This is a genomic window from Nakamurella flava (assembly GCF_005298075.1).
In the GTDB taxonomy this organism is placed as follows: domain Bacteria; phylum Actinomycetota; class Actinomycetes; order Mycobacteriales; family Nakamurellaceae; genus Nakamurella; species Nakamurella flava.
Genome location: NZ_SZZH01000004.1, coordinates 143,770 through 157,376 on the forward strand (window position 1 = coordinate 143,770; position 13,607 = coordinate 157,376).

A 13,607-nucleotide genomic window follows, 5' to 3' on the forward strand; every position below is an offset into this window, starting at 1 on the left:
GGACATGGGCAGGAATGCGCGAAAATCGTGGCCGGCGCGGGCAGTTGTTGCCAGGGACCGCCGGCCGGGCCCGTCAGCCGTCACCGGGATCCGAGCAGGTGCCGCAGCACGCCGAGACCCACCGGCAGGCCGTGCCGGTCGTAGTAGTCGAACATCGCCCGCAGCCACGGATGCTCCACCTCGTTGGGTACCTGCTGTGCCGTCAGCCCACACTCGGCCGCCAGCTCGCGCACGGTGGCCTGCCGGGTCGCCAGCTCGTAGGTCGCCCCCGCGTGAGAGGCATCGAGCAGCACGGTGGCGGCCACCGCACCGAGATCGGCCAGGTCGAGGAACCCGAACACGGCGTCGACGTCGTACGGCACGGTGACCGTCGGCCCGGACAGGTCCAGGTTCTCCCGGTACGCCCCGGGTTGCAGGATCGTCCAGGACAGCCCGGACCGGCGGACCAGGTCCTCGGAACGGGCCTTGCCGACGTGGTGCGGCATGTCCGGCGCGTAGGGTGAGGCCACCGAGTGGTAGACGACCCGCGGCACACCGGCCCGGGTCAGGGCACCGAGAACCGTTGCGACGTAGTCCGGTTCGTCCGGGTGCAGATTGGGGGCGATCACACACGCCGCCTGGCAACCGATCAGCGCCGTCCCGAGTGCGGGCCACTCCGCGCGTCCCAACGGGACGGGTTCCGCGCCTCGTTCGATCAGTGCCGCGATGACGGCCCGGCCGGTCTTGCCATGACCGCCGAAGACGGCGACCCGCCGCGGCCCGGCCGGATCGTTCACCGCGCCGCCGCCATCGGGACGTCGACCGCGGCATGGCTGGCCCCGCCGGCCAGGGTCGAGTAGCCGGGACCGCGGTCGAAGAACGCGGTGCCGGCCGTCGACCGACCCTGGCGTTCCCGGCGGGTCGCGGCGTCGTCGTACCCGAGGGTGTCGTCGTCGAGCGATCCGGTGAGGACGACGCCGTAGTCGGCCAGCGCGGCGGCGGCGGAGACCTTGTGCCACTGGACGTCCCGCACGACCAGCGCCGGGTCGCGCTGCAGCGGGTCGCCCCAGCCGCCGCCGCCGGTGGTCCGGATGCGGACGACCTCGCCGGCGCTGATGGGTTCGGAGTCGGCCAGCGCGTCGATCTCCCGTTCGTTCGGCCCGCCCGGGTCGATGGTGACCTGGAACGGCTTACCGGCCTTGCCGCCCTTGACCCCCCAGCAGCCGAGGATCGAGCGGTCGGCGATCGACATGAAGTGACCGTCCTTGAGCATCCGGATGTGCTTCTCATAGCCCAGGCCGCCGCGGAACTGGCCGGCTCCCCCGCTGTCGACGGCCAGGGACAGCGACTCGACCCGGAAAGGGAACCGCGCCTCGGTGAACTCGGTCGGCAGGTTCCGGGAGTCGGGCACCACGTGGATGGTGTCCTCACCGTCCGCGTAGTAACGGCCGCCGGACCCGCCGCCCAGCACCTCGCGCATGAGATACGAGCGGCCGTGCAGGTCCTCGCCGTACACGCCGGTGTAACGGATCGTCTCCTGGTCGGCGGGCATCCGACCGTCCACCGCCTTGGCGACCACCCCGGCCAGCACCCCGAGCAGCCGCAGGATGACGAACGTGCGCGCGTTGGTGGGCGCGGGGAACACCGGCGTGAGCAGGGTGCCGGGCGGCGGGAAGCGCATCTCGATGAGCGGCACGATGCCCTCGTTGACGTCGAGTTCGGCCATCCGCTCCGGGGTGTCGGCCAGGTTCCGAAGGATCGGCGCCAGCCACTTCTTGAGGAAGACGCCGTCGCTGTAGTCGCCGCAGTGGTTGATCGGGCCCTTGGCCTGCGGCGAGGTGCCGCCGAAGTCGAGGATGAGCCGCTCCCCCTCCGGGTCGTCGGCCGGGGTGCGGGTGAGAGTGATCCGCTGGGTGTGCAGCTGCGGTTCGTCGACCCCGTCGTGCTCGGCGTAGTCCTCCCACACCCAGCTGCCGACCGGGATCTTGGACAGGATCTCGCGACGGTAGGTCTGGGTGGTCCGGCTGATGATGGCGTCGAAGCAGGATTCGACGGTGTCGACGCCGTACCGGTCGAAGAGTTCGCCGAGTCGGCGGGCGCCCATCAGGCAGGCCGAGCATTCGGCGTCGAGGTCGGCCGACAGCGACTCGGGCATCCGCGAGTTGCGGGTCATGATGGCCAGCGCGGCGCGGTTCGGCACGCCCGCGTCCCACAACCGGATCGGCGGGACCATCAACCCCTCCTCGAACACGCTGGTGGCGTGCGAGGGCATGGAACCGGGGACGGCGCCGCCGATGTCGTCGTGGTGGCCGAAGGCCTGCACGAACGCCACGACCCGACGATCCCCCGCCGGCCCGGCGAACACCGGGACGGTGACGCACAGGTCGGGCAGGTGCCCGATGCCGCCCTCGGAGCGGTAGACGTCGTTGTGGAAGAACACGTCCCCCTCCCGCATCTGCTCGATGGGGAAGTCACGGGCCACCGGGTGCACGAGCGCGGAGTACGACCGGCCGGTGAGCTTGCGGAGCAACCGGTCGTGGATGCCGGCCCGGAAGTCGTGGGCGTCCCGGATCATCGGGCTCCGGCTGGTCCGGGCGATCGCGGTCTCGACCTCCATCTCGACGGAAGCCAGTGACCCCTGGACGATCTCGACGAGCACCGGGTCGGCCCCGGCGCCGGCGTCGACGGTCAGCGAGGTGAACGGGAACTGGGTGGGGGCCCGGCGGCTCTCGCCGACGGATGGGGTCGTGGCGGAGGCCGGGCCCGTCGAACTGACGCCGGTCGAACAGGTGCACATCAGTTGCTCTCCTTCGACTCGAGCCGGGTGACGATGAGGTTGAGGTGGTCGTCGACGCGGACGCTGAAGCCGGGGTGCACGGGGACGGTCGACCCGAACTCCTCGATGATCACCGGGCCGTCGACGACGACCCCCGGCCGCAGGTCGGTCCGCCAGAGCACCGGGGTGTCGACGTACCCGCCGGCGGCGTCGAAACAGACTCCCCGCCGGGACTTCTCGGCCGGCACCCGGCCGTCACCCCACGGGTGTCGACGGATCTCCGGTCGCTGGATGGGGCCGATGCCCGACACCCGCAGGTTGACCCACTCGACCTGCTGGGTCGGGTCACCGGCGAAGTCGTAGCCGTAGAGCGCGGTGTGCTCGGCGTGGAACCGGCGGGCGACCTCGGCCAGCACGTCGGCGTCGATCGGCCCCTCGGGCACGGGGACCCGCACCTCGAAGGCCTGACCGAAGTAGCGGACGTCGGCGGTGCGCGAGTAGACGTGCTCCTCGGGTGGGAAGCCCTCGGTGGCCAGGGCCTTCGCGGCCTGCGCGGTGAGCCCGTCGTAGATGCCGGCGACGACGGCCGGGTCGAGCTCGTCCGGCAACGCCACATGGGTCTGCACGTAGTCGTTCTTGACGTCCACCGTCAGCAGGCCGAACGCCGAGACGTTGCCGGGGTTGGGCGGCACCAGGACGGCGGGCAGACCGAGCACGTCGATCAACCGGCACAGCAGGAGCGAGCCGGAACCACCGAAGGTGACCAGGACGAAGTCGCGGACGTCCAGGCCCCGCTTGACGGTGACCTGGCGCAGCGCGTTGGCCTGGTTCCAGGCGGAGATCTCCAGGATGCCGGTGGCGCAGGCCTCCGGGCTCAGACCCAGCTTGTCGGCGAGGATCTCGATGCCGCGGTGGGCGGCCTCGGTGTGCAGCTGGATCTCGCCGCCCAGCAGGTGCGGCGGGATGCGGCCGAGGAACACGTGGGCGTCGGTGATGGTGACGTCCTGACCACCCTTGCCGTAGCAGAGCGGACCGGGATCGGCGCCGGCCGACTGCGGCCCGACCTTGAGGGTGCCCTCGGGCGACAGCCAGGCGATGGAGCCGCCGCCGGCGCCGACGGTGACGACATCGATCATCGGGATCTTGGACGGGAACGCCCCGACCGATCCCTCGGTGGTCAGCGTCGGCTCGCCGTCGATGACGACGCTGACGTCGGTGGAGGTGCCGCCGCCGTCGGAGGTGAGCACCTTGTCGAACCCGGCGACCTTGGCGATCAGCGCGGCTCCGAGCGCCCCGGCCGCCGGGCCGGAGAGCACCGTGGTGATCGGCTGGTGGACGACCTCGTCGGCGGACAGCACCCCGCCGTTGGACTTCATGACGTAGAAGGGGATGGTCCGGCCGTCGAGGGCGTTGAGCCGCTGGGCGATGTTGCGGACATAGGCGGACAGGCGCGGCTTCACGGCGGCGTCGACGAGAGTCGTCATGGCCCGCTCGTACTCGCGGTACTCGCGCAGCACCTCGCTGGACACCGACACCACCGCACCGGGATGTTCCTGCGCGAGGATGGCCCGCATCCGGTCCTCGTGATCGGAGTTGGCGTAGGCGTGCAGGAAACAGACGCCCAGCGTGTTGACGCCCTGATCGCGGAACCACCGGGCGACGGCCCGAGCCCCGCCCTCGTCGAAGGGGCGCACCTCCTCGCCGTCGACGCCGAGCCGGCCCTCCACCCCTTTCACCAGATGGCGCGGGACGATGCGGTCGGGCTTGACCCAGAAGTAGGAGTTGCCGTACCCGTCGGGCACGGACTGCCGGGCGATCTCCAGCATCGCCTCGTATCCGGCGTTGGTGATCAAGCCGAGCCGGTCGACCTTGCCCTCCAGGAGCTGGTTGGTCGCGACCGTCGTCCCGTGGCTGACCGCGTCGACGTCGGCGGCGCTCCCCCCGACGAGGGCGAGCACCTTGTCGATCCCGGCCAGGAATCCGTCGGCCGGGTTGCTGGGTGTCGACGGGGTCTTGGTGGTGACCAGCTCCCCCGACTCCTCGTCGAAGGCGACGACATCGGTGAACGTGCCGCCGGTGTCGATGCCGATCCGGATGCTCCGGGCCATGACTGCTCCTGTTCCGCGACGTCGCCCCGTGCCGTCGTCTGTCTGAGGTTGGATTCAACCGACCACCCGGACCCGGGACCACAGCAATTCTTGCCGTCGTCCGCCCACATGTTGTCCAACTCTTGCCAGGTCGGCGCGCGGAGCCGCGCCGTAGTCTTGACCCGTGGCTCCCGAATCCGCCGCCGACATGTCCGAGCTGTTGCAGGGCACCGGGTATCTCAGCGACGACGCGCTGGCCACGGTCACCTTCCTGGCCCTGCGGATGCAGCGTCCGGTCCTGCTGGAGGGCGAGCCGGGGACGGGCAAGACGGCGCTGGCCGAGGCGCTCGCCCAGGCGCTGTCGATCCCACTGGTGCGGTTGCAGTGCTACGAGGGCATCGACGCCGCGCAGGCGCTCTACGACTGGAACTTCCCGCAGCAGATCCTGCACCTGCGGGCACTGGAGGCGGCCGGCGGCGTCACCCGCGAGACCGTCGCCGAAGCCGAGCAGAGCGTCTACAGCGAACGTTTCCTTTCCGCCCGGCCGGTGCTGCAGGCCCTGCAGCAGAGTCCGGCGGTGCTGCTGATCGACGAGATCGACCGGGCCGACGACGAGTTCGAGGCTTTCCTGTTGGAAGTGCTCTCGACGTACCAGGTCTCGATCCCCGAGTACGGCACGGTCAGTGCCAAGACACCGCCGGTGGTGGTGCTGACCTCCAACCGCACCCGCGAACTGCACGACGCCCTCAAGCGCCGCTGCCTCTACCACTGGGTCGACCACCCGGACCTGGACCAGGAGCTGCGCATCGCCCGGTCCCGGGCGCCGGAGGTGTCGGAGACGCTGCGCCGCCAGGTCGTCGAGGTCGTCCAGCGCCTGCGTACCGCGGAATCCCTACAGAAGCCACCCGGGGTCGCCGAGACCCTGGACTGGGCGCGGGCCCTGCACCACCTCGGCGCCGCCGAACTCGATCTGGCCTCGGCCGCGGCCACTCTCGGCGCCCTGGTGAAGTACCGGGAGGATGTCGATCGGGTGCGGCTGGCGCTGGACCGGCTGCTGCGACCGTGAGCGCTATGGATGATCGCTCTCGCCGACGTTGCGGAACCGGCGTCTTCATCCCGAGGGGCATCCGCCTACGCCATAGCGCAGTCACTGATATCGCCTTCCGGCCAACCGGCCGGCCTGCTTGATCCTGCGCACCCTTGTTCTGCTCTGCGCAGGCGCTGGCCGTCATCCCGCCATCAGCGGCAGGTAAAGTGAAAAGAAGTGAAAGCTTGGTAAAGGGGGTAGCGGGTGGAGAACCCGTTCCGGCCGTCGTTCGGCGTCAACCCGCCGCTGCTGGTCGGCCGCGACGCCGAGCTGCTGGACTTCGTTGACGCGCTCGAGTCTGGCCCTGGTGCTCCTGGTAGGGCAACCCTGTACACCGGTCTGCGCGGGGTCGGGAAGACCGTGATGCTCAACGAGGCCGAGTCCCTGGCCCGGGAACGGGGATGGGTGGTCGTCTCCGAGACCGGAGTGCCCGGCATCGTCGATCGCCTCGTCCAATCCCGCCTGCCCGAAGTCGCCGCCCAGCTCGAGGTAGCCGTCGGCGGTGCGGAAACCCGCCGGCGACTCACCTCCGTGAGCCTGCCGTTCCACCTGGGCGGCGTGACATGGCAACCGCCGGCTGCCGCCCAACAGCTCGATCTGCGGGCCCAGATCAACGCCCTGACCGACCATCTCGCCGATCACAGCACCGGTCTGCTCATCACCGTCGACGAGCTACACCGAGCCGACCGAGCCGGCATGCGCGAGTTGGTGGCCACCCTGCAGCACTGCTTCCGCGAACAGCGCCCCATCGCCTTCGCCGGCGCCGGCCTGCCCGCCGCCATTACCGACCTCCTCAACGACGATGTCCTGACCTTCCTGCGCCGAGCCGACCGCCACCACCTGGGCGCCGTCGACCCCGCCGACGTATCCGACGCCCTCCGCACCCCGCTCCATGCCGCCGGATACGAGATCACCGACGCAGCGCTCGACATGGCCACCCGCGGCACGGGGGGTTACCCGTTCCTCATCCAGCTGGTCGGCTACTGGACGTGCAGGACCCTCACCAACGGCCAACCGACCACGCTGATCGACACCACCGCGGCTGCCGCCGGCGTCCAGGCTGCGCGAAGACGCCTGGGATCACTGGTCCACGAACCTGCCCTGCAGGACTTGTCCGACGTCGACCGGACCTTCCTGACCGCCATGGCCCTGGACCAGGGCCCGTCTCGCACCGCGACTATCGCCGACCGAATGGGGGTCGACACCAATTACGCCGCTCAGTACCGCCGGCGATTGATCGCCGCCGATCTGATCACCCCCGCCGGGCACGGCCGTATCGACTACACCCTGCCCCAGCTCCGCGAGTACCTCCGTGAGCACGCCGCCAGCTCGGTCGATCATGAGGACCTGCAGCCCGCGGCCCCAGAACATCCGTCACCCTCGACCGGCATGTAGGAGACCCCCGCTGATGACCGCCCGCGAGACCAGCCGCTACAAGGTCCACGTCCTGGTACCGGGCTCGGTCGTCGACACTGATGCCGTGGGCTGACGTCAACCTACTGGTGACGCTCCTGAGGCTTCACGGCTGACATGCCGATCCTGTCCGCCCTGGCCAAGCAGCGTAGCTGCGGTTGCCCCCGGCCCAGCCTCCACGGCACGGCGACAACGCGGGTTCGCAGCGTCGGAACTCCACACTGCTGAGTACGGTCGGACCATGATCAGCCGCGACGCCGACGAGGTACTCCTCGCCTTCGTCCACGCCCTCCGGGTGGCCGGCGTCGCAGTGACTCCCGATCGCGCACAGACATTCCTGGCCGCTGTCGCGGTGGTCGGGGCCGACACCGCCCGGGGCGTTCATTTGGCCGGGCGGGCGACGCTGTGCGCCAGCCCGGACGACCTGGCCCGTTTCGACCTGGTCTTCCCGGCCTTCTTCTCCCGGCACGCCGGACCCCGGCAGGCCCCGGCCGACCGGTCCCGCACGACCGCCCGGGCGCCGCTGCCCGACCGCGACGGGGACTCCGGCCCGGAAGAGGGCGAGAGCGAGGTCATCCGGGCGCTGGTCAGCGACACCGACGTGCTGCGCAGCCGGGACATCGCCGAGCTGTCCGCGGACGATCGCCGGCGTCTCGCCGGGTTGTTCGCGTCGTTGCACCCGCGGCCGCCCCTGCGGCGGACGGCCCGGCATCAGCGTTGGCACCGCGGTGAAGTGGATGTCGGCCGAACCCTGCGGAACGCGCTCCGGCAGGGCGGCGAAGCGGCCGAATTGGCCCGGCGCCGGCGTGGGCGCCGACCCCGCCGGGTCATCCTGCTGGTCGACGTCTCCGGCTCGATGCGGGCCTACGCCGACGCCCTGCTGCGCTTCGCCCACCGCTGCACCGTCGCGACCCGCCGCCAGGGCGGGACGGTCGAGACCTTCACCGTCGGAACGCGTCTGACGCACGTGACTCGTGCCCTGCGGACCGAGGACCCCGAGCGAGCGCTCGCCGCGGCCGGGGCCACCGTGCCCGACTGGTCGGGCGGCACCCGGCTGGGCGAATCGCTGCAGGTGTTCCTCGACCGGTGGGGCCGGCCCGGGATGGCCCGCGGCGCGGTGGTCGTCGTGTTCAGCGACGGGTGGGAACGGGGCGAACCCGACCTGCTCGCCGACCAGGCCGCCCGACTCCGACGCATCGCCCACCGGGTGATCTGGGCGACCCCGCACCAGGGCCGAGCAGACTACGAACCCGTCCAACGCGGCGTGCTCGCCGTGCTACCGCACTGCGACCATTTCGTCGCCGGGCATTCGCTGGCCGCGTTCGCCGAAGTGGCTGAGCTCGTCGCCCGGTCCTGACAGCTGCGGACCGGGCCTCGGCTACGGCCAACGACACACACCCGTAACCACAGACACGGCGAGCAGTAACACAGCCGGTGTCCACTGTCATGAGCCAACGCCTCATCACAGTGGTCCGAAGTTCGGGTTCCTCGCGCTCCGACCGCACTGTGTCGCGTCCGATTGTCACTGGTCGTCCCGACCGACTCGAACCCGGAAGGTCTCTGCATGGACACCGGAAGTACCGCCTGGATCCTGGCCGCATCAGCGGCCGTCGCCCTGATGATCCCCGGCCTCGCCCTGTTCTACGGCGGGATGACCGCCGCCCGCAGCACGCTCAACATGATGATGATGGTCTTCGGCGCCGTGGCCCTGACCGGTGTGCTGTGGGTGCTGTACGGCTACTCCGCCGTCTTCGGCAATTCCCTGGGCGGCCGCGGCCTGCTCGGCGATCCGACCGAGTACCTCGGGCTCGGGCAGCTGATGGCCCCGACCCCGGATGCCACGCTGCCGCCCATGCTGGTCGCCGCCTTCCAGGCGTTGTTCGCCGCCATCACGGTGGCCCTGGTCGCCGGCGCCGTGGCCGACCGCATGAAGTTCGGCCCGTGGATGGTCTTCAGCGGCCTGTGGGTCACGCTGGTCTACTTGCCCGTCGCGCACTGGGTCTTCGCCTTCGACGCCCCCGACGGTTCGGTCACCGGCGGATGGATCGCCAACCAGCTCAAGGCCATCGACTTCGCCGGCGGCACCGCCGTCCACATCAACGCCGGGATCGCCGGTCTGGCCGTCGTGCTCGTCCTGGGTCGACGGCTCGGCTGGCCGCGCTCTCCCCGCCCCCACAACCTGCCCGCCACGGTGCTGGGTGCCGGCATCCTGTGGTTCGGCTGGTTCGGGTTCAACGCCGGCTCCGCGCTCGCCGCCGGGACAGCGGCGTCCGTGGTGTTCATGACGACGTTCGTCGCCGCCTGCGCCTCGCTGCTGGCCTGGCTGGTCGTCGAGAAACTCCGCGACGGCCATGCCACCACCCTCGGCGCGGCGTCCGGCCTGATCGCCGGGCTCGTCGCGATCACCCCGTCCTGCGGCGCGGTGTCCCCGATCGGCGCGATCGTGATCGGCCTGATCGCCGGCGCGGTCTGCCCGCTGGCCATCGGGCTCAAGCGGCGCTTCGGCTACGACGACGCTCTCGACGTCGTCGGGGTGCACCTGGTCGGGGGCATCATCGGCACCCTGCTCATCGGACTGCTGGCCACCGACGCCGCCCCCAACGGCCGGTCCGGACTGTTCTACGGCGGGGGCTGGGAGCTGCTCGGGGAGCAGGCCGTCGCGGCCGGCTCGGTGATGGCGTACTCGTTCGTCGTCACCCTGCTGATCGCGCTGGTGCTGCACAAGACCATGGGGCTGCGGGTCGACGCGGAAACCGAACGCGCCGGGGTCGACCTCGTGCTGCACAGCGAGACCGCCTACGACCTGGGCTCGGCCGGCGCCGGCGAGGACGACGGTTCCGTCGTCCCGGCTTCCGGGGCGCACCACCAGAAGCTGGTGGCCCCGCACACCGCCTGATGCGGGATCGGCAGTGATCGATGGCGGCGCCGGGTTTCCCGGCGCCGCCATCTCCTTTTCTCGACCCCGAGCGGCGTGCCCGCCGCGCCCCCGATCCTGCGCACCGTCCGGGAGGACACTGTGACCATGACAGTCGAGGACCTGGCCAGAGACGAGTCCGGCGCGGAAGCGGTCGGCACCGGCTCCCCGGCCCGCGAGATCCGTCGCGAACCATCCGGCCCCCGCGAGGGCGACCTCGAACGGAGCATCGCTGCCCAGGTCCGCTTCTACCGGTCCGCGGCGGGCCTGTCGGTGGCCGACATGGCCGAGCGCGTCGGCATCTCCAAGGCGATGCTGTCGAAGATCGAGAACGCGCAGACGTCCTGCAGTCTCACCACTCTGGCCCGGCTCGCCGCGGGACTCGAGGTGCCGGTGACCGCCCTGTTCCGGGGGATCGACGCCGAGCGGGAGGCGGTGTTCGTCCCCGCCGGCCATGGCGCGCGGATCGTCCGCCGAGGGTCCCGCCAGGGGCACCTCTACGAGCTGCTCGGCGCCCTGCGGGGGCCGCACAAGCGCATGGAGGCCGTCCTCGTCACGTTGACCGAGGCCTCGGAGGTGTTCCCGCTCTTCCAGCACCCCGGCACCGAACTGCTCTTCATGCTGGAGGGCCGCATGATCTACGGGCACGGCGAGACCCGCTACACCTTGCAACCCGGGGACGCGTTGCAGTTCGACGGTGAGGGCCCCCACGGCCCCGAGGAGCTGTCCGAGGTCCCGGTGCGCTTCCTGTCGGTCACCGCGTACGGCGACGCGCCGGCGTCGCCCTGACCGAGCGGATCCGGGCGCTGCGAGCCGCTGTTCGGCCGTCGCACCCGTGCCTGACCACCGGGCGCGCAGACAGGTAGGCGCCCGCTCGGGGCCTGGAGGAATCCCGAGCGGGCGCCTGGTCCGGTGGCCGTCCTGCGGCCTTCTCAGGGTCGTTCAGCGGGAGCTCCGTCGGCGAGCAGATCGGCCAGCACATCGGCCAGCGCGAGCGCTCCCCGGTCGGCGTCGACGTCCTCGACGGTCTCCTCCGGTGAGTGGGAGATGCCGGTGGGGTTGCGGACGAACAGCATCGCCGACGGGACCCGAGCGGCGAGGACCCCGGCGTCGTGACCGGCCCCGGTGTCGAGCACCGGCGCCCCGCCCAGGGTCCGGGCCATGCGTGCGCCGAGCTGCGGGTCGAGATCGACGGTGGGACTGAGCGATTCCTGCCGGACCTCGACCGCACAGCCCTCGATCGCGGCGGCCCCCTGCGCGGCGGCGGTGATCTCGGCGACCACCGCGGCGGTGACCAGGTCGTCGACATGCCGGGCGTCCAACCAGAGGTCGACCCGGGAGGCGATGACGTTGGTCCCGCCGGGCACCGGCTGGATGCGGCCCACCGTGGCACGAGCCCCCGGGTGCCGGCCGGCGATCCGCCGGACGGCGACGACCACCTCCGCGGCGACCAGCAGCGGGTCCCGGCGGTCAGCCATCAGCGTGGTGCCGGCGTGGTTGCCCTGCCCGGTGATGCTGATCCGCCATCGGCCGTGCCCGAGGATGGCGGCGCCGACCGCGACCGGGGCGTCCAGGTCGATCAGGCCCCGCCCCTGTTCGACGTGCAGTTCGACGAAAGTACCGATCCGTCCGAGGGTCTCGTCGTCACGGCCGATCGCGGCCGGATCGAGCCCGGCCGCCGTCAACGACTGGGCGTAGGTGACACCGTCGGCGTCGGTGAGCGCCAGGGCCCGCTCGGGTTCCAGGACGCCGCTGAGCAGCCGGGACCCCAGGCAGGCGACCCCGTAGCGGGATCCCTCCTCCTCGGGGAAGACGGCGACGGCGAGCGGTCGGGCGGGCTGCACACCGCGGGCCTGCAGGACGTCGACCGCGCGCAACGCGGACGCCACCCCGAGGGGACCGTCGAACGCTCCCCCGCCCGGCACCGAGTCCAGGTGGCTACCGGTGACCACCGCGTCCTGCAGCGGCGCTCCGGCCGGGTTCCACCAGGCCCACACGATGCCGTTCCGGTCGACCGTGAGGTCGAGGCCACGGCGCGTGGCGGCATCGGTGAACCAGTCGACCAGCGTCCGCTCCCCGGACGAGAAGACCGGACGGGAGTAGCCGCCGCGGACCGGATCCCGCCCGACGTCGGCGATCTCGGCCAGCAGGTCGGCCGTCGTCGGACCGGGGACGGGCGCAACGGGGTCAGACACCGGCGGTCTCCCGCTGGACGCCGAAGCGCGGCACCACAGCGGTCCCGGCGAGTGCCGTGTCGGCCGCCCAGCGGCCGAGCAACGGCGCGAACTTCGCTCCGTGCCCGGAGCAGGCCGACAGCACGGTCACGTCGTTCGCGGTGTCGATGACGAAGTCCTCCGACGGGGTCGTGGTGAACAGACAGGTGGTCTCGGCGTAGGGCTCGGGGTCCAGGCCGGGGAGGAACTCGCGCACGTACTCGACGACCCGGGCCCGATTGGCCTGATCGACGGTGCCGCTGCCGTGCGTGGCCGATCCGATGACCGACCCACCTTCGTACTCGGCGACCTTCTGGCCCCGGAAGCCGGCGTCGCGGTCGCCGGGCAGCGAATAGACCGCCATCTCCGGCCGCTTGTGGATCAGCGTGGGCCAGCGCGCTGCACCCTGGTCGCGGTAGGGGAAGTGGAAGGCGTTCTCCTCCCGCACGGTGAACCCCGGGATCGCGGCCCGGAACCCGGCCGGCAGGTCGAGTCCGTCCAGCAGGTCGGGCAGCCAGCCTCCCGCGGCGATGACGACGTGGTCGGCGTCGACGGTGCGCCCGTCGGCCGCCCGGGCCGACAGCCCCGTTGGCGTGCGGGTGAGACCCGCGACCGAGAAACCGCTCTCGACGTGGGCACCGTGCGACTGGGCCTGTCCGAGCATCGCGTGCACGGTGCTCTCGGCGTCGATCACCCATCCGGGATGGGCCAGGACGTCGGTGTCGGGACGCAGTCCGGCCCAGCGGCCGCGGGCCTGGTCCGGGGTAAGCAGCTCGTGCGCCACCCCGGCTCGGGCCAGCACCGCGGCCAGGGCGGCGGGATTCCGGGTGACGCCGTAATCCAGGGCGACGGTCGGGGTCAGCACCTGAGTACCGGACACCTCGGCCAGCTCCCGCCACCCGGCGGTCGCCTCCTGCACCCACTGGACGTAGTCCAGGTCCGGGTAGGCGAACCGCAGGATCCGGGCGGACCCGTGCGAGCTGCCCGCGGCGGACGCGGGGACGTCCCGCTCGACGACGGTGACCGCGTGCCCGCGGCGGGCCAGGTGCCAGGCCGCGGACGCCCCGGCCAGACCCGCTCCGACGACGAGGAACCGCCGCCGGTCGCCCGCGGGACCGTTCCCTGCACTCATCAGGGC

General features: G+C 71.5%; 10 protein-coding genes. 5 read left to right on the forward strand and 5 right to left on the reverse strand.

The window, feature by feature from the left end; translation table 11 throughout:
• Positions 1-80: 80 nt before the first annotated feature.
• From FDO65_RS16485 to FDO65_RS16495, 3 genes are read right to left on the reverse strand one after another with little or no spacing between them, the layout of a single operon-like run.
• Positions 81-776 carry an NAD(P)H-binding protein gene (locus FDO65_RS16485; protein WP_137450825.1) on the reverse strand — a complete coding sequence of 232 codons (696 nt, stop codon included), beginning with the start codon at positions 774-776 and terminating at the stop codon, positions 81-83.
• Positions 773-2,776, reverse strand: a complete 2,004-nt coding sequence (locus FDO65_RS16490) for a hydantoinase B/oxoprolinase family protein (RefSeq protein ID WP_205850110.1) — start codon at positions 2,774-2,776, stop codon at positions 773-775. Before FDO65_RS16490 ends, FDO65_RS16485 begins: the two co-directional genes overlap by 4 nt.
• A complete protein-coding gene (locus tag FDO65_RS16495; protein WP_137450826.1) occupies positions 2,776-4,863 on the reverse strand; it encodes a hydantoinase/oxoprolinase family protein in 2,088 nt (695 codons plus the stop codon). The genes FDO65_RS16490 and FDO65_RS16495 overlap by 1 nt, the downstream gene beginning before the upstream one ends.
• A gap of 187 nt (positions 4,864-5,050) precedes the next feature.
• On the opposite strand from FDO65_RS16495, the gene FDO65_RS16500 reads away from it, so the two are divergent.
• The 5 genes from FDO65_RS16500 (at position 5,051) to FDO65_RS16520 (ending at position 11,045) form a co-directional block, all read left to right on the forward strand.
• Positions 5,051-5,908, forward strand: coding sequence for an AAA family ATPase (locus tag FDO65_RS16500; RefSeq protein ID WP_137450962.1), 858 nt, complete (start codon positions 5,051-5,053; stop codon positions 5,906-5,908).
• Positions 5,909-6,133: 225 nt separating this feature from the next.
• Complete coding sequence (locus tag FDO65_RS16505) at positions 6,134-7,324, forward strand: ATP-binding protein (protein WP_137450827.1); 1,191 nt, start codon at positions 6,134-6,136, stop codon at positions 7,322-7,324.
• 259 nt (positions 7,325-7,583) lie between these two features.
• On the forward strand, positions 7,584-8,699 hold the full coding sequence (locus FDO65_RS16510) for a vWA domain-containing protein (RefSeq protein ID WP_137450828.1): 1,116 nt from the start codon (positions 7,584-7,586) through the stop codon (positions 8,697-8,699).
• Positions 8,700-8,906: 207 nt separating this feature from the next.
• Positions 8,907-10,238, forward strand: coding sequence for an ammonium transporter (locus FDO65_RS16515; protein ID WP_137450829.1), 1,332 nt, complete (start codon positions 8,907-8,909; stop codon positions 10,236-10,238).
• A gap of 126 nt (positions 10,239-10,364) precedes the next feature.
• On the forward strand, positions 10,365-11,045 hold the full coding sequence (locus tag FDO65_RS16520) for a helix-turn-helix domain-containing protein (RefSeq protein ID WP_137450830.1): 681 nt from the start codon (positions 10,365-10,367) through the stop codon (positions 11,043-11,045).
• 143 nt (positions 11,046-11,188) lie between these two features.
• Here the strand turns inward: FDO65_RS16520 and FDO65_RS16525 are convergent, their stop codons facing one another.
• Positions 11,189-12,451, reverse strand: coding sequence for an allantoate amidohydrolase (locus FDO65_RS16525; protein ID WP_205850111.1), 1,263 nt, complete (start codon positions 12,449-12,451; stop codon positions 11,189-11,191).
• The gene (locus FDO65_RS16530) at positions 12,444-13,601 is read right to left on the reverse strand and encodes an FAD-dependent oxidoreductase (RefSeq protein WP_137450831.1); all 1,158 of its coding nucleotides are present in this window, start codon (positions 13,599-13,601) and stop codon (positions 12,444-12,446) included. The genes FDO65_RS16525 and FDO65_RS16530 overlap by 8 nt, the downstream gene beginning before the upstream one ends.
• Positions 13,602-13,607 lie beyond the last annotated feature (6 nt).

Excerpts from the sequence above, each read along its gene's own strand:
- FDO65_RS16495 (WP_137450826.1), bottom strand. The coding sequence starts at position 4,863 with ATGGCCCGGAGCATCCGGATCGGCATCGACACCGGCGGCACGTTCACC.
- FDO65_RS16530 (WP_137450831.1), bottom strand. The coding sequence starts at position 13,601 with ATGAGTGCAGGGAACGGTCCCGCGGGCGACCGGCGGCGGTTCCTCGTC.
- FDO65_RS16515 (WP_137450829.1), top strand. The coding sequence starts at position 8,907 with ATGGACACCGGAAGTACCGCCTGGATCCTGGCCGCATCAGCGGCCGTC.
- FDO65_RS16520 (WP_137450830.1), top strand. The coding sequence starts at position 10,365 with ATGACAGTCGAGGACCTGGCCAGAGACGAGTCCGGCGCGGAAGCGGTC.
- FDO65_RS16490 (WP_205850110.1), bottom strand. The coding sequence starts at position 2,776 with ATGTGCACCTGTTCGACCGGCGTCAGTTCGACGGGCCCGGCCTCCGCC.
- FDO65_RS16510 (WP_137450828.1), top strand. The coding sequence starts at position 7,584 with ATGATCAGCCGCGACGCCGACGAGGTACTCCTCGCCTTCGTCCACGCC.
- FDO65_RS16500 (WP_137450962.1), top strand. The coding sequence starts at position 5,051 with ATGTCCGAGCTGTTGCAGGGCACCGGGTATCTCAGCGACGACGCGCTG.